Origin of the sequence: Dryocola clanedunensis subsp. sulfonylureivorans (genome assembly GCF_016756775.1) — a bacterium.
GTDB classification, from domain to species: Bacteria; Pseudomonadota; Gammaproteobacteria; order Enterobacterales; family Enterobacteriaceae; genus Dryocola; species Dryocola clanedunensis.
This window is the reverse complement of record NZ_JAERMU010000008.1, coordinates 91,472-107,422: the sequence shown is the minus strand read 5'-3', so window position 1 is coordinate 107,422 and position 15,951 is coordinate 91,472. Positions and strand designations below refer to the sequence as shown.

Sequence of the window (15,951 nt, the reverse complement as noted above, 5' to 3'; positions counted from 1 at the left end):
CGTTGGCCTCGCTAATTTTTCTTTCATTTACAATAGCGGCTTTTCGCCACGCTGCCACCAGCGCAGTAACAATCGGTCAAGGCTGTTTGCCGCACTGCCGGTAAAACGATCCATCACTTTCTTGCGCTGCAAGTAGCGTACGCCAATCACGTCGTGGTTGGACATCAGGTTAATCAGCAAGTCGTCACTGGTGCTGACCTCATCCACTAGCCCTTTCTCTTTCGCCTGCAGGCCATACCAGTGCTCACCGGTGGCTACGGCTTCAATATCAAGGCTCGGGCGCATTTCATGCACAAATGACTTAAAGAGATGGTGGGTTTCATTCAGGTCTTCACGAAACTTTTCACGGCCCTCTTCGGTGTTTTCACCCAACAGCGTCAGGGTACGTTTGTACTGCCCGGCAGTATGTAGCTCAATGTCGATGTCGTTGCGTTTTAACAGGCGGTTGAAGTTAGGAACCTGTGCCACTACGCCGATAGAACCAATAATAGAAAATGGTGCCGCAACGATACGATCCGCCACACAGGCCATCATGTAACCCCCGCTCGCTGCGACTTTATCCACGGCCACCGTCAGACGGACTTTATGATCGCGTAAACGCTGCAGCTGGGATGCTGCCAGACCATAACCATGTACCACTCCCCCCGGACTTTCCAGACGCAGTAGCACTTCATCTTCAGGCTTAATCGAGGCTAATACCGCGGTGACCTCTTCACGCAAAGAAGTGACTTCATGGGCATCCATACTGCCTTTAAAATCCAGCACATACAGTGTGGGTTTGTCAGAACTAACCGTTTCACCCCGTTTTGCCCGCGCTTTGGCCTGTTTTGCCTCAAGCTTATGTTTTTTCTTCTGCGCTTTATGCCACTGTTTTTGCTGATGGTCGTCAAGAAGCGCAACCTGCATTTCCTCCCGCATCTCCTGATACTGTTCGCTCAGGTTGGTGAGGCGCAGCTCACCCCGCTGGTGTTTCTTGCGCACAGCAGCATTGACGATAATCAGGACAACAGCCGCAATAGCGACGACAACAGTGACAATTTTGGCCAGAAACAGTCCATAATTCGCAATAAGATCCACGCATTCCGCCTTAATTTCAGAGCATTAATCATCCGTGGAGTTTACCTCAGGGGGCAATCCACGTCTCCAGGCAACTTTATACGCTGCGAGATGGCTTCCTGAATGGAAATATCGCCATGAAATTTTCGCAAAATGTTAATCAACGGTAATGTCTCCTGATGGCTGATTGAAATAACCCCTCCTTTCAGGCATAAAGCCCTGTGAGTAAGACACCTTCAGAAATAAGACGTGAGCACCTGCCAGCATCACGCGAGGAGTTAATTTTGCATTACCAACCGAAAACCGATCTGCTGCAAAACCGCATTATTCTGATCACCGGCGCAAGCGACGGCATTGGCCGTGAAGCTGCCCTGACCTACGCCCGTTACGGTGCCAGCGTTATTCTGCTCGGGCGTAACGAAGAGAAACTGCGCGCCGTCGCGCAAGAACTACATCATTTATATGGCACCACGCCGCACTGGTTCACTTTGGATCTGCTGATCGCCACGCCTCAGGATTGCGAGCATCTGGCACAGAAGCTGGCGGGCCTTGTTCCACGCCTCGATGGCGTGTTGCACAATGCGGGAATGCTCGGTGACGTGGTGCCGATGGAAAAGCAGGATCCGCAGACCTGGCAGCAGGTTATGCAGGTCAACGTCAATGCCACTTTCTTTCTTACCCAGGCGCTGCTCCCTTTGCTGCTGAAGTCCGATGCTGGTTCACTGGTCTTTACCAGCTCAAGCGTTGGCCGTCAGGGCCGTGCGGGCTGGGGGGCTTATGCGGCGTCTAAATTTGCCACCGAGGGCATGATGCAGGTGCTGGCAGAGGAGTATAAACAGCAGAACCTGCGCGTGAACTGTATCAATCCAGGCGGCACCCGCACCGCTATGCGAGCAAACGCGTTCCCGACCGAAGATCCGCAGAAGCTGAAAACGCCGCAGGATTTAATGCCGCTATATTTATGGCTGATGGGTGACGACAGCCGTCGTAAAACCGGCATGAGTTTTGATGCGCAACCTAACCGCAAACCAGGAATTTCCGAATGAGCGACGATCGTTACCAGCAGCGCGCCCAGCGCCAGAAAGAAAAAGTTGATGCCCGTATAGAAGCGGCCCAGGAAGAGCGCGGCATCCTGATCGTCTTTACCGGCAACGGCAAAGGCAAAACAACGGCAGCGTTTGGCACCGCAACTCGTGCGGTCGGCCACGGTAAGAAGGTTGGCGTCATCCAGTTTATTAAAGGTCAGTGGCCTAACGGCGAACGCAACCTGCTGGAGCCGCATGGCGTTGAGTTTCAGGTCATGGCGACCGGCTTCACCTGGGAGACACAGAACAGGGAAACAGATACCGAAGCGTGTCTGGCCGTCTGGCAACATGCAAAGCGCATGCTGGCGGATGCCTCGCTGGATATGGTGATCCTGGACGAAATCACTTATATGGTGGCCTACGATTATTTGCCGCTTGATGAAGTGATGGATGCCTTGCAGCAGCGTCCTGCCAGCCAGACGGTCATCGTGACCGGCCGTGGATGCCACAGGGATATTCTGGAGATAGCCGATACGGTCAGCGAACTGCGCCCCGTTAAGCATGCCTTTGATGCCGGTGTTAAAGCGCAGATCGGGATTGATTACTGATGTTATTGGATGACGCTATCGCTTTCCCTCTCTACAACACCGAATCGTAGATCGGAAAAGTGCAGCGTCATCCGACAAGCCGCACCATCGAGAACTTACTGCTTCACCTCGCAGTGGCTGACCATGCGCCAATGCCCTTGCAGAACGTGAACTTCACCCTCGACAGTCACCACATCACGGCTGCGAATATCGCCGCTTGACGCCCCGACCATGATTTCAAACTCGCCGGGTTCCACGACGCGCTGCCCGTCGCGGCGGGTGAAGTTGAGCATATCTGTCGGCACGATGAACGTAAGCTCCGCACTTTTACCCGGTTGCAGATGCACTCGTCTGAACGCTTTAAGCTCCTGCACGGGGCGTACCATCGACGCGACTTTATCTCGAACGTAGAGCTGGACGACCTCACTCCCCGCATGATGACCGCAGTTTGTCACCGTCACGCTTGCAATCACTTCACCGCCCTGACTAACGACGGATTTGCCGGCAAGGTTAAGTGGGCCATAGCTGAAATCTGTCCATGTCTTGCCGTAACCAAACGGATATCGCGAACCAAAGTGGAAGGCGAACGGCGTACCGCCACTTTTCAGTTTGTGGTTGTAATAGTAAGGCATGGCCCCGGCGCTTTTCGGTACGGACACGACCAGTCGCCCGCCAGGTTCAGCCTGCCCGGTTAATACGTCGGCAATCGCATAGCCCCCCTCTTGTCCCGGTGCCCAGGCCATCAGCAAAGCCGCAACGTTATCTTCCTGGCCGCCCAGGTTATAAGGACGTCCCCCCGTCATTACCACCACCACAGGTTTCCCCGTTGCCACCAGTTCATCCAACAGTTGCTGCTGGACACCAGGCAGCGCCAGGCTGTCGGTATCTGAACCTTCCCCCACCGTTCCGCTCTGGAACAGCCCGGCAAGGTCGCCGATGCAAAGCACCACGACTTCGCTTTGCTGCGCTGCGCTGACTGCTTCTGGAATGAGGCTGGTATCCTGCGAGACCGGGGAGCGTTGCATTGGCTTTCCGCCGCTGTCACCCGGAAATACCGGTGCTCCAGCCATGCGCTTTTCGATGATATGGCAACCTTTGGCGTAGCGAACGTTCTCACGGCCAAGCTGTTCACGTAGCGCCACGAGCGGGGTCACCACCTGTGACGTCTGCTCGAGCATATCGCTGATGATCAGGTGGACCGGGAAACTGTACCCACTGAGCAGCGCCAGCGGGTCATCCGCCGTTGGCCCAACGACAGCGACGCGCTGCTTGCCCTTCAGCGGCAACCCCTCCTTATTCTCAAGCAACGTAATGGAGCGGGTAGCCACTTCGCGGGCAAGCAGCTTCGTCGATTCACTTTGTAATTCCACCCGGCTCTCATCGGCGTACGGCTGTTCAAACAGCCCCAGTCGAAACTTCTCTTGCAGCACGCGCGCCACGATTTCATCAATCTTCGCCATCGTGATAAGACCTCGATCAACAGCTTCAGCCAGATGGCGGGCGCAGTCATCCTTCGGCAGCTCCACGTCCAGCCCGGCATTAAATGCCAGCGCCGCCGACTCTGCTGCGTCATGTGAAATGCCGTGGTGCTGATGCAGCAGGCTGACGCCACCATAGTCCGCAACCACCAGACCATTAAAGCCCCATAGCTCACGCAGGATAGTGGTCAGCAGAAACTCATCAGAATGCCCGGGTTGGTTATCAATATCGTGATAAGCAGGCATGACAGAACCCGCGTTGGCCAGCTTGACCGCCATCTCAAAGGGCAGCAGGAAGGTATCGTTCAGCTCGCAGAAACCCAGGTGTACCGGAGCGTGATTGCGCGCGCCTTCGCTAAAAGAATGGCCAACATAGTGTTTAAGCGTTGCCAGCAGATCGCGCTGCTTACCTTGCAGGCCTTTCACATAGTGGGTCGCCATCATGCCAACCAGCCAGGGGTCTTCGCCGAAGGTTTCCTCGGTGCGACCCCAACGAACATCCCGGGAAACGTCCAGCACGGGGGCTAGTCCCTGATGACAGCCGGTAGATCGGGCTTCGTTGCCTATCGCCTCAGCGACACGCTCAATCAGTTCAGGGTCCCAGGTGGATCCATAGTTTAGCGATGAGGGGAATAGCGTTGCATCTTTGCACAACAGCCCGACCAGACACTCTTCGTGAAACAGCGCAGGAATGCCCAGCCGCGATTCTTCCACCAGCGTCTTTTGCAGGCAGTTTGCCGCCCGGACGCCCTCTTTCGCATCGACAATGTGCGTGCCGAGCGGGCGCGTGATTTGCCCAATGCCAGTTTTTAACCGTTCGGCAAGGCCCGCCTGTTTCGTAACGCCCGCAAATTCATCGCTTAGATCGGTTCGTTCCCGATGGTTGCCGTCGCTCGACAAAATCAGCCAGAAGGCATGCATTTGGGCAAATTTTTCTTCCGCAGTCATACGCGAGAGCAAATCAGCAACGCGTTCGCTAACCGGGCGATGAGCATCTTTGTAAATAGCAGACATTATTTTCCCCTCAGAAATTCGTCGAGACTGCCGACACGCAGCATGAGTTTCGCAACTGAAGATATTGCTGATGTACAGCGCCTGTAGCAATTACCGAAACAGACAGCGCGTTTACGATTTTTTGTTTTATTCGCCGAATGTGATGAGACTCAAATAGAGAGTGAAAATGCATGCAACCGGTTACATAAAAATCATCGCATTACCCATCTGCGTCACAAATGATAAGAAACATAATTTATAAGTTAAAAATCTCAATACCCGCACTGACCTTCCCCGATTACCTTCTAAGCCGTACCCTGGACTATTAAAATAGGTAACAACCATGTCGACAATAACGGGAAGAATCAGCAATAAAGAAAAGTTTGGTTTTGGACTAGGAGATGCAGCAAGCCATATCGTTTTTGATTCCTCAGTGGCTATTCTGGCGTACTTTTATACCAATATTTACGGCCTGCCCCCTGCGGTTATGGGTACGCTGTTTCTAGTCGTCAGAGTGCTTGATGCCATTACAGATCCGATTATGGGGGCGATTGCCGATCAGACCAAAAGCCGCTGGGGAAGGTTTCGTCCCTGGCTATTAATTATCTGTATCCCGTTTGCGGTAAGCTGCGTGTTGGTTTATTCCACGCCAGATCTTGAACAAACTGGAAAAATCATCTACGCCGTTCTTGCTTATATTTTTATGACCTTAATGTATACGGCAATTAATATCCCTTACTGCTCACTCGGCGCGGCCATCACGGCCGATCCGCAGGAAAATCTGTCATTGCAATCCTGGCGATTTGCCATTGCCCCTATTGGCGGCGCAATGGGTACGGCACTGATCCTGCCGCTGGCCGATTTTATTGCACCGGGGGACAGAGCCAGCGGAATGCAGTGGGCGATGGGCATTTTCGGCATCGTCGGCTGTCTGATGTTTCTGGTCTGCTTTGCCACCACCCGCGAACGTATAACCCCAGTAAAGGAAGAGAACCTGAATATTTATCGCGACGTGCGCATTTTGTTGCAAAACGATCAGTGGCGTATTTTATCGGTTTATAATCTGGCGATGCTGTGTGGTGTGGTCGTCCGCGGAAGTTTATTAGTTTACTTCGTTCAATATATACTTAACCAGGGCAGCAGCATTATTTCTCTGTTCATGCTTGCCACTACGGTAGCAGCGGTGATTGGCAGCTTATCCGCCAAATGGGTTGGATCGTGGATGTGTAAAATACGGGCATCAGTATGGATTAATATCCTGAGCGCGCTGGTTGGCTTACTCTTCCTGGTTTTGCCCACCAGCTACTGGCTACCTGCGTTTACCGTACATATTATCCTCAATATCCTTCAGGGTATTAACGCCCCTTTGCAGTGGTCTATGATTACCGACGCAAATAATTACGGCGAATGGAAAACCCAGCGCAGGATCACCGGCATGAACGTCGCGGCGAATATATTTATTATTAAACTCGGGGTCGCTATTGGTGGCGCGCTGACAGGATGGGGGCTTGCGGCATTTGGTTATCAGGCGGGTGTTGAACAACAGTCGGCTGAGGCGGTACGTGGCGTGCTAATTTTATTCACAGTATTACCGGCCGTATTTTATCTGATTACGGCATTTTCAATTCGTTATTATCGGTTAACGGAAACGAAAATGAACGAGATTGTTGGCGATCTGAGTGAAGGGAAATTTCAGCTGCAGACAGAGTTAACCAAAGCAGTATCGCAGTAGACGTTTAGGCGGGTGACAAAGCACCCGCCTGAGTTTTACTTATTAATCTCAGCCAGACTTAGCCAGGTTTGCACCACGGTGTCCGGGTTAAGGGAGAGGCTGTCGATCCCCTCCTCCATCAGCCACGCGGCAAAATCTTCGTGATCCGATGGCCCCTGACCGCAGATGCCCACGTATTTACCCTGCTTCTTCGCGGCTTTAATGGCCATCGACAACAGCGCTTTTACCGCGTCGTTACGCTCATCAAACAGTTCAGAAACCACGCCGGAGTCGCGATCGAGGCCCAGCGTCAGCTGCGTCATGTCGTTGGAGCCGATAGAGAAACCATCAAAGTATTGCAGGAACTCATCCGCCAGCAGGGCGTTCGATGGGATCTCACACATCATGATGATTTTCAGACCGTTTTCGCCACGTTTCAGCCCCTGACGCTCCAGCTCTTCCACCACGGCTTTCGCCTGAGCGACGGTACGGACAAACGGCACCATCACTTCTACGTTGGTCAGCCCCATCTCGTTACGAACGCGCTTCATGGCGGCGCATTCCAGCGCGAAGCAGTCACGGAAGCTGTCCGCTACGTAGCGGCCTGCGCCACGGAAGCCCAGCATTGGGTTTTCCTCTTCCGGTTCGTAACGCTCGCCGCCCACCAGGTTGGCGTATTCGTTAGATTTGAAGTCGGACAGTCGTACGATGACGCGCTTAGGCCAGAAGGCAGCGCCCAGCGTCGCGATCCCTTCCGTCAGACGACCCACGTAGAACTCGATCGGGTCGTCGTAGCCTTTCATCATTTCGCGGATTTCGTTCTGTAGCCCCGGCTCCTGCTGGTCAAACTCAAGCAGCGCACGTGGATGCACACCAATCATGCGGTTAATGATGAACTCCAGACGCGCGAGGCCAACGCCCTCATTAGGCAGACAGGCGAAGTCGAAGGCACGGTCAGGGTTGCCGACGTTCATCATGATTTTCAGCGGCAGGTCCGGCATGGTATCAACGGTAGAGCTTTTCACGCTGAAATCGAGCAGGTCCTGATACACATAGCCAGTATCCCCCTCCGCACACGAGACCGTGACGTTCTGATCGTCCTTCATGCGTTCGGTAGCATCACCACAGCCCACGACCGCCGGGATCCCAAGTTCACGGGCGATGATGGCCGCATGGCAGGTACGTCCCCCGCGGTTGGTCACAATGGCCGAGGCCTTTTTCATAATCGGTTCCCAGTCCGGGTCGGTCATGTCGGTGACCAGTACATCCCCCGGCTGGATAAGGTGCATTTCGCTGATATTATGAATAATTTTCACCGGGCCGGCACCGATGCGATGGCCGATAGCGCGCCCTTCGGCGACGATTTTGCCCTGCGCATGCAGCTGATAGCGCTCCATGACCTGTCCCTGCGAGCGTACGGTTTCCGGACGGGCCTGGACAATAAACAGCTTGCCGGTATGGCCATCTTTCGCCCATTCGATATCCATTGGGCGGCCATAGTGTTTTTCGATTTGTACGGCCTGCTTAGCCAGCTCCTGCACTTCATCCGGGGTGATGGAGAAGAGGTCGCGGTCAGCCTGCGGGACGTCTTCAATACGGACCTGCTTGCCGTGCTCCTGGCTTGGGGCATAGACCATGCGGATCTTTTTCGATCCCATGTTACGGCGCACAATTGACGGCTTTCCTGCAGCAAGCGTCGGCTTGTGGACGTAGAATTCATCCGGGTTAACCGCACCCTGCACGACCATCTCACCCAGCCCATAGGCAGAAGTGATAAAGACAACCTGGTCGAAGCCGGATTCGGTATCAATGGAGAACATCACCCCCGAAGAGGCAAGGTCTGAGCGCACCATACGCTGAACGCCGGCGGAAAGCGCCACGCCACGGTGGTCGTAACCCTGATGCACACGATAGGAAATGGCGCGGTCGTTAAACAACGAAGCAAACACATGCTTCACGGCGACCAGCACCGCATCGTACCCTTGTACGTTGAGGAACGTCTCTTGTTGTCCGGCAAACGACGCATCCGGCATATCTTCTGCGGTTGCGGAAGAGCGCACGGCAAAGGAGGCTTCAGCATCGTCAGCGGAAAGCTGTTCGTAGGCGTCATGAATGGCTTTTTCCAGCTCGGGCTGGAAAGGCGTGTCGATGATCCACTGGCGGATTTGCGCCCCTGCTTTAGCCAGCGCGGAGACATCATCAATATCCGTTTGGTCAAGCAGTTCATATATACGCTGGTTTACACCACTTTGGTCGAGGAACAAATTAAACGCTTCGGCGGTAGTGGCGAACCCATTCGGCACAGAGACACCCATACCCGAAAGGTTGGTAATCATTTCACCCAGGGAGGCATTTTTTCCCCCGACCCTGTCTACATCATTCATGCCGAGTTGGTTATACCAAAGCACCAGCTGTGACGAATTGGACATCGAGACAATCCTTTTGTGATAAATGAAGGGGTACCAGAATCGTATTACATCGTTATTAGCCTGCCATAATTCATCCGTTGAGTGAAACGGGTGAATCGTTCAAGCAAAATAAAAATCAGGCTTTTTCAGAAATATCGCCCCTTAGCTAACTTGTTGATTATTCATTTAATCCCTATCTTAACTATGGGTAATCAATATCAAAATAAATGACTTACCCGTTTCATTAAAAATAAAAACACTGGTTCATTTTTCAATTTGCGATAAGGATTATCCCAGAGTGCGTTGTTTTAATTTATGCTTTAGCCCACTGCCTAAAAATTATAGGAACAAAAATGGATAACGCCGTAGATCGACAGGTTTTTTATATTTCTGATGGCACCGCCATTACTGCCGAAGTCCTTGGCCATGCGGTCATGTCCCAGTTTCCCGTCGCTATCAACAGTATTACGCTCCCTTTTGTTGAAAATGAAAGCCGCGCCAAAGCGGTGAAAGAACAAATAGATGCTATTTATCAACAGACTGGCATCCGCCCGCTGGTGTTCTACTCCATCGTTTTGCCTGAGATTCGCAAGATCATCGTGCAAAGCGAAGGATTTTGTCAGGATATCGTTCAGGCGCTGGTCGCACCTTTACAGCAAGAGCTTAAGCTCGACCCGACGCCGATAGCCCACCGTACCCACGGCCTGAATCCTGGCAATTTGATTAAATATGACGCCAGGATCGCCGCCATTGACTACACGCTTGCCCATGATGACGGCATTTCAATGCGCAACCTCGATCAGGCTCAGGTTATCCTGCTGGGCGTGTCACGCTGTGGCAAAACGCCAACAAGTTTGTACCTCGCCATGCAGTTTGGTATCCGCGCCGCAAACTACCCGTTTATCGCCGACGATATGGACAATATTCAGCTTCCTGCCGAGCTGAAGCCGCTTCAGCACAAATTGTTCGGCCTGACAATTAATCCTGAACGTCTCGCGGCCATCCGTGAGGAACGCCGTGAGAACAGCCGCTATGCTTCCATGCGCCAGTGCCGCATGGAAGTGGCCGAGGTTGAGGCCCTCTTCCGTAAAAACCAGATCCGCTACCTCAACAGCACGAACTTTTCCGTTGAGGAGATGGCGACAAAGATTCTGGATATCATGGGCCTGAATCGTCGCATGTACTAAGAAACTAGTACACAAGATTTACATTGTATGTCAGGATAGACAGATTGCGATGGCGTTATTCCCTTTGTGCGGTTGAAATCGGCATAAATTGGTTTATCGTGATCGCCATCACTTCCCGGCACTCTCGCCGTGCAGAAGACAAAAATTTCTGAGACACACAATGAATAAAACAGATGAACTGCGAACCGCGCGCATCGACAGTTTGATTACACCCGCAGAACTTGCCGATCGTTTACCCGTTTCGCCTGAGGTGGCACAAAATGTCATCGCCTCCCGCCGCCGCATCGAAAAAATCCTGAACGGTGAAGATAATCGCCTGTTGGTGATTGTGGGGCCATGCTCTATTCACGATCTGGACGCGGCTATGGATTACGCCCGCCGTCTCGAAACTATGCGCCAGAAACATGGTGACAGCCTCGAAATCGTGATGCGTACCTATTTCGAAAAACCGCGTACCGTGGTGGGCTGGAAAGGGCTTATCTCCGACCCGGAGCTGAACGGCAGCTATCGCGTGAATCACGGTATTGAGCAAGCCCGCCGTCTGCTGTTACAGGTTAACGAGCTGGGCGTTCCTACCGCGACGGAGTTTCTGGATATGGTGATCGGCCAGTTTATTGCCGATTTGATCAGCTGGGGCGCCATTGGCGCACGGACTACCGAAAGCCAGATCCACCGCGAAATGGCCTCGGCGCTCTCCTGCCCGGTCGGTTTTAAAAACGGCACGGACGGCAATACCCGTATCGCGATAGATGCCATTCGCGCTGCCCGTGCCAGCCATATGTTCCTGTCTCCGGACAAACACGGCCAGATGACGATTTACCAGACCAGCGGCAACCCGTACGGCCATGTGATCATGCGCGGGGGCAAACAGCCGAATTATCACGCGGCAGATATCGCCGCCGCCTGCGACAGCCTGCAGGAGTTTGACCTGCCGGAGCAGCTGGTTGTCGATTTCAGCCACGGCAACTGCCAGAAACAGCACCGCCGCCAGCTGGAAGTCTGTGAAGACGTCTGCAACCAGATCCGCAACGGCTCACGCGCGATTGCGGGGATCATGGCTGAAAGTTTTATCCTCGAAGGCACGCAGAAAATCGTTGCCGGACAGCCGCTTAAATATGGCCAGTCCATCACCGACCCTTGCCTGAGCTGGGAAGATACAGAAACCTTGCTGGCAATGCTGGCGGATGCCGCCGGTAGCCGTTTTTAATTTTCATGGTGGATGACGCTTACGCTTATCCACCCTACTCACTGCTTCCTTACAGCGCGGATTAGCGAAAGCTCATCCGCCTTTTTCCTCTTTTCGCTCAACATTGATCCATTCACATTTTTCTTACAAATAACGCTTGCTGCTGCAATGAAGTTTATTGATAATGATTATCATTGTTACATTAATTGTCATTTACAAACAGAATGGATCGTATGGACAAACCTTTCACTTCTACCCGCCCGCAGCCTGCGGCAGAACCTCGTCATATCGACAGTAAAGCTCTGCTCGGTTCTGACGGTCGAGTTGTGATTGTCCACCAGGGCCAGCAATATCTGCTGCGCCAGACCCAGGCCGGGAAATTAATCCTGACTAAATAAAAAGCAAATTTCTTTTCGCAAGCCACCCAGGTCCCCCAGGCAGCCAGCGCTTATTGTTCCTCATGGAGAGTTGCGCTATGCCATTTTTACACACAGCCGGATTCCGCCTGTCTCTTTTGACCGTTGCGGTGTTCACTGCCCTGCCCGCCTTAGCAGCAGACGATCAGGTCACCGTTGTTGCTACCGGGAACGAACGCAGTACGTTTGAAGCACCGATGATGGTCAGCGTGCTCGACGCGGACACGCCGGAAGGACAGACCGCTTCTTCGGCAGCCGATATGCTGCGCAAAGTCCCCGGTATTACCCTTTCCGGAAGCGGACGCACCAACGGCCAGGATGTTTCAATGCGCGGCTACGATCGCCGTGGCGTACTGATACTGGTTGATGGTATACGTCAGGGAACCGACACCGGGCACCTGAACAGCACCTTTTTAGATCCCGCGCTTGTCAAACGCGTTGAGATCGTCCGTGGCCCTGGCGCCCTGCTGTATGGCAGCGGCGCGCTGGGCGGCGTCATTTCTTATGAAACTGCTGATGCAAGCGATCTGCTCTTTGCCGGGCAGAACAGCGGCTACCGCGTGTTTGGGACTGGCGCTACGGGCGACCATAGTATTGGCATGGGTGCCAGCGCCTTTGGCCGAACCGACGATCTCGACGGCGTAGTGGCCTGGTCCAGCCGCGATCGTGGAGATATCCGGCAGAGCGATGGCGAAACCGCACCTAACGATGAAAATATCAGCAACTTCCTGACCAAAGGCACCTGGCGTATTGACTCGGCCCAGTCCCTTTCTGGCTCTCTGCGCTATTACAACAACGACGCGCTGGAGCCAAAAAATCCGCAAACGACAGACGCAACCGATTCAAATCCAATGGCGAACCGTTCAACCATCCAGCGTGACGCCCAGCTTAAATACCACCTTGGGCCGCGGGATAACGACTGGCTGAACGCTGACGCTACGGCCTACTGGTCCGAAGCGCGCATCAACGCCCAGACGCCGACAGACGGGGGTGAATTCCGTAAACAAACGACCAAAGGCGGTAAGGTTGAAAACCGCAGCCACCTGTTTACCGACAGTTTCGCCGCGCACCTGCTGACCTACGGCGGCGAATACTACCGCCAGGAGCAGAACCCTGCTGGCAATACCACCGGTTTTCCGCAGGCTAAGATCGACTTTAGTTCGGGCTGGTTGCAGGACGAAATCACCCTGCGCGACCTCCCTGTTTCCCTGCTCGCCGGTACACGTTATGACAACTATAGCGGCAGCAGCGACGGTTACGACGACGTGGACGCGGATAAATGGTCATCCCGCGGCGCGGTATCCATCACGCCAACCGACTGGTTAATGCTGTTTGGCTCCTACGCCCAGGCCTTCCGTGCGCCTACCATGGGCGAGATGTACAACGATGCCAAACACTTCTCAATTGGATCGTTTTACACCAACTACTGGGTGCCAAACCCGAACCTGCGCCCGGAAACCAATGAGACGCAGGAGTATGGATTCGGCCTGCGCTTTGATGACCTGATGCTCGCCAACGACGGCATTGAGTTTAAAGCCAGCTACTTCGACACCAACGCCAGGGACTATATTTCAACCACCGTGGACTTCGCGAAAGCAACCACCATGTCCTACAACGTTCCTGACGCGAAAATCTGGGGCTGGGACATGATGGCCAGGTACACCAGCGATCTGTTCAGCCTGGACCTGGCCTACAACCGTACACGTGGTAAAGACAGGGATACCGGCGACTGGATCTCCAGCCTCAACCCGGACACCGTCACCAGCATCCTGGATATTCCGGTGGCGCAGAGCGGCTTCTCCGTTGGCTGGGTAGGCACCTTTGCAGAGCGATCGACGCATATCAGCAGCAGCTACAGCGAGCAGCCAGGCTACGGCGTGAACGATTTTTACGTCAGCTATCGCGGCCAGCAGGCATGGCGGGGTCTGACAACATCGCTGGTGTTTGGCAACGCCTTCGACAAAGCGTACTGGTCGCCACAGGGCCTTCCTCAGGATGGCCGTAACGGTAGGTTATTCGTTAGTTATCAATGGTAAGGAGTATCGCATGACGCAACGTTATGAAGAGTGGCTGCAGCTTAAACAGCAGCACCCTAAGCAATATGCACGCGACATCGCAAAACGGATGAAAATCAGTGAAGCCGAGTTAACCCACTTCCGGGTCGGGCATGACGCCTGGCGCCTGAAAGGTGAAGCCCGCGAGATCCTGGCGGCGCTGGAAAGCGTGGGGGAAACCAAATCTATTTGCCGCAATGAATATGCGGTACACGAACAGGTCGGACGCTATGAAAACCAGCACCTTGAAGGCCATGCGGGCCTGGTGCTGAATCCACGTGCGCTGGATCTGCGTCTGTTTCTGAATCAGTGGGCAAGCGCGTTTCACGTTCGCGAAGCCACCGCCCGCGGTGAACGTCAGAGTCTTCAGTTCTTTGACCACCAGGGGGATGCGCTGCTGAAGGTCTACACCACGGATAACACCGACTTCAGCGCCTGGGGCCAGGTACTGGCGAAGTTTATCTTTGCGGATAACCCGGCGCTGGCTTTGCAGAAGGCAGAAGAAAGCGTGATGTCTCCGGCGGTGGATGCTCGCCTGGTTGAGGAAGAATGGCGCAGCATGAACGACGTTCACCAGTTCTTCGGCCTGCTTAAGCGCCACCGGCTGACGCGCCAGCAGGCGTTCCATCTGGTGGCAGACGATCTGGCTCAGCAGGTTGATAATGGCGCGCTGGAGCAGCTTCTGTCACTGGCGTTGCAGGATCAAAACGAGATTATGATTTTTGTCGGCAACCGTGGTGCGGTACAGATTTTCACCGGCGTCGTGGAAAAACTGGTGCCGATGGACAACTGGATCAACATCTTCAACCCTCAGTTCACCCTGCACCTGATGGCGGACACCATCGCGGAAAGCTGGATCACCCGCAAACCGAGCGGCGACGGTTTCGTCACCAGCCTGGAGCTGTTTGCCGCCGACGGTACGCAGATCGCGCAGCTTTACGGTCAGCGTACCGAGGGCCAGCCGGAGCAGCAGCAGTGGCGCGCTCAGCTGGCAGCATTGCCTGACAAAGGACTTGCGGCATGAAACGTTGGTTAGCCGCCCTGCTCGCGCTGCCGATGCTTGCGGGTGCTCAGGCGCGCGTGGTCACGATTGGCGGCGATGTGACCGAGATCGCCTGGGCGCTGGGAGCGGGCAGCGAGCTGGTTGCCCGCGATAGTACCAGCCTGCATCCGGCGGCAGCTGCGAGGCTGCCGGATGTCGGGTATATGCGCCAGCTAAATGCAGAGGGCATTCTTGCCATGCGGCCTACGCTTGTGCTGGCGAGCGCGCAGGCAAAGCCTTCGCTGGCGCTGGAGCAGGTTGCGACAAGCAAAGTTGAAGTGGTCACCATTCCTGCTGAAAACTCGCTCAGCGGCATTGACGGCAAAATTGCCGCCGTAGCAAAAGCGCTGGGTAAATCTCCAGAAGGTGCGGCTTTACGCAAAGAAGTCAACGATAAGCTGGCCTCGGTACCCACACGGTCGCTGCCCGTCAAAGTGCTGTTCATTATGAGTCACGGTGGGATGAGCGCGATGGCTGCCGGGCAGGAAACGGCTGCCGACGCCGCCATTCGGGCCGCCGGGCTGCAAAATGCGATGCAGGGCTTTAAGCGCTATCAACCGCTGTCCCAGGAGGGGGTCATCGCAAGCCAGCCGCAGCTGGTGCTGATCACGGCTGACGGGGTCAGAACGCTTGGAGGGGAAAACAACGTCTGGACGCTGCCGGGTCTGGCGCAAACTCCGGCGGGGAAAAACCGTCAGCTGCTGGTCGTGGATGATATGGCGCTGCTCGGCTTCGGCCTGCAAACGCCGGACGCTATTGTCGCGCTGCGTCAAAAAGCGGAGCGGCTGCCGTGATTAAACGCCCTCTC

General features: G+C 54.4%; 12 protein-coding genes. 9 read left to right on the top strand and 3 right to left on the bottom strand.

The features are described 5' to 3' along the window. Positions 1-27: 27 nt before the first annotated feature. Positions 28-1,077 carry a protease SohB gene (sohB, locus tag HYQ67_RS10145; RefSeq protein ID WP_202303572.1) on the bottom strand — a complete coding sequence of 350 codons (1,050 nt, stop codon included), beginning with the start codon at positions 1,075-1,077 and terminating at the stop codon, positions 28-30. A 263-nt stretch (positions 1,078-1,340) separates the two neighbouring features. On the opposite strand from sohB, the gene HYQ67_RS10140 reads away from it, so the two are divergent. Beyond that, a complete protein-coding gene (locus HYQ67_RS10140; RefSeq protein ID WP_202303571.1) occupies positions 1,341-2,102 on the top strand; it encodes a YciK family oxidoreductase in 762 nt (253 codons plus the stop codon). Next, entirely contained in the window at positions 2,099-2,689 is a 591-nt protein-coding gene (gene cobO, locus HYQ67_RS10135; RefSeq protein WP_202303570.1) for a cob(I)yrinic acid a,c-diamide adenosyltransferase, read from the top strand. The genes HYQ67_RS10140 and cobO overlap by 4 nt, the downstream gene beginning before the upstream one ends. Before the next feature lie 95 nt (positions 2,690-2,784). Here the strand turns inward: cobO and HYQ67_RS10130 are convergent, their stop codons facing one another. Next, complete coding sequence (locus tag HYQ67_RS10130) at positions 2,785-5,160, bottom strand: glycoside hydrolase family 3 N-terminal domain-containing protein (RefSeq protein ID WP_202303569.1); 2,376 nt, start codon at positions 5,158-5,160, stop codon at positions 2,785-2,787. Positions 5,161-5,482: 322 nt separating this feature from the next. Here HYQ67_RS10130 and HYQ67_RS10125 point away from each other — a divergent pair, with 322 nt between their 5' ends. Next, complete coding sequence (locus HYQ67_RS10125; protein WP_202303568.1) at positions 5,483-6,871, top strand: glycoside-pentoside-hexuronide (GPH):cation symporter; 1,389 nt, start codon at positions 5,483-5,485, stop codon at positions 6,869-6,871. A 35-nt stretch (positions 6,872-6,906) separates the two neighbouring features. On the opposite strand, the gene ppsA is transcribed toward HYQ67_RS10125, so the two are convergent. Beyond that, positions 6,907-9,279, bottom strand: a complete 2,373-nt coding sequence (ppsA, locus tag HYQ67_RS10120) for a phosphoenolpyruvate synthase (RefSeq protein WP_202303567.1) — start codon at positions 9,277-9,279, stop codon at positions 6,907-6,909. 332 nt (positions 9,280-9,611) lie between these two features. Here ppsA and ppsR point away from each other — a divergent pair, with 332 nt between their 5' ends. The 6 genes from ppsR to HYQ67_RS10090 all read left to right on the top strand — a co-directional run bounded on the left by ppsR (position 9,612) and on the right by HYQ67_RS10090 (position 15,937). Continuing rightward, positions 9,612-10,445 carry a posphoenolpyruvate synthetase regulatory kinase/phosphorylase PpsR gene (gene ppsR, locus HYQ67_RS10115; RefSeq protein WP_202303566.1) on the top strand — a complete coding sequence of 278 codons (834 nt, stop codon included), beginning with the start codon at positions 9,612-9,614 and terminating at the stop codon, positions 10,443-10,445. Positions 10,446-10,605: 160 nt separating this feature from the next. Next, on the top strand, positions 10,606-11,652 hold the full coding sequence (locus HYQ67_RS10110) for a 3-deoxy-7-phosphoheptulonate synthase (RefSeq protein ID WP_202303565.1): 1,047 nt from the start codon (positions 10,606-10,608) through the stop codon (positions 11,650-11,652). A gap of 203 nt (positions 11,653-11,855) precedes the next feature. Further along, positions 11,856-12,029, top strand: a complete 174-nt coding sequence (gene hemP, locus HYQ67_RS10105) for a hemin uptake protein HemP (protein WP_408626254.1) — start codon at positions 11,856-11,858, stop codon at positions 12,027-12,029. A gap of 77 nt (positions 12,030-12,106) precedes the next feature. Beyond that, complete coding sequence (locus HYQ67_RS10100; RefSeq protein WP_202303563.1) at positions 12,107-14,083, top strand: TonB-dependent hemoglobin/transferrin/lactoferrin family receptor; 1,977 nt, start codon at positions 12,107-12,109, stop codon at positions 14,081-14,083. 10 nt (positions 14,084-14,093) lie between these two features. Next, complete coding sequence (locus HYQ67_RS10095; RefSeq protein ID WP_202303562.1) at positions 14,094-15,125, top strand: hemin-degrading factor; 1,032 nt, start codon at positions 14,094-14,096, stop codon at positions 15,123-15,125. Next, the gene (locus HYQ67_RS10090) at positions 15,122-15,937 is read left to right on the top strand and encodes a heme/hemin ABC transporter substrate-binding protein (RefSeq protein ID WP_202303561.1); all 816 of its coding nucleotides are present in this window, start codon (positions 15,122-15,124) and stop codon (positions 15,935-15,937) included. Before HYQ67_RS10095 ends, HYQ67_RS10090 begins: the two co-directional genes overlap by 4 nt. Positions 15,938-15,951 lie beyond the last annotated feature (14 nt).

Coding starts and splice junctions, on each gene's coding strand:
- HYQ67_RS10125 (WP_202303568.1), top strand. CDS start 5,483: ATGTCGACAATAACGGGAAGAATCAGCAATAAAGAAAAGTTTGGTTTT.
- HYQ67_RS10090 (WP_202303561.1), top strand. CDS start 15,122: ATGAAACGTTGGTTAGCCGCCCTGCTCGCGCTGCCGATGCTTGCGGGT.
- HYQ67_RS10095 (WP_202303562.1), top strand. CDS start 14,094: ATGACGCAACGTTATGAAGAGTGGCTGCAGCTTAAACAGCAGCACCCT.
- ppsA (WP_202303567.1), bottom strand. CDS start 9,279: ATGTCCAATTCGTCACAGCTGGTGCTTTGGTATAACCAACTCGGCATG.
- HYQ67_RS10100 (WP_202303563.1), top strand. CDS start 12,107: ATGCCATTTTTACACACAGCCGGATTCCGCCTGTCTCTTTTGACCGTT.
- cobO (WP_202303570.1), top strand. CDS start 2,099: ATGAGCGACGATCGTTACCAGCAGCGCGCCCAGCGCCAGAAAGAAAAA.
- ppsR (WP_202303566.1), top strand. CDS start 9,612: ATGGATAACGCCGTAGATCGACAGGTTTTTTATATTTCTGATGGCACC.
- HYQ67_RS10130 (WP_202303569.1), bottom strand. CDS start 5,160: ATGTCTGCTATTTACAAAGATGCTCATCGCCCGGTTAGCGAACGCGTT.
- HYQ67_RS10110 (WP_202303565.1), top strand. CDS start 10,606: ATGAATAAAACAGATGAACTGCGAACCGCGCGCATCGACAGTTTGATT.
- hemP (WP_408626254.1), top strand. CDS start 11,856: ATGGATCGTATGGACAAACCTTTCACTTCTACCCGCCCGCAGCCTGCG.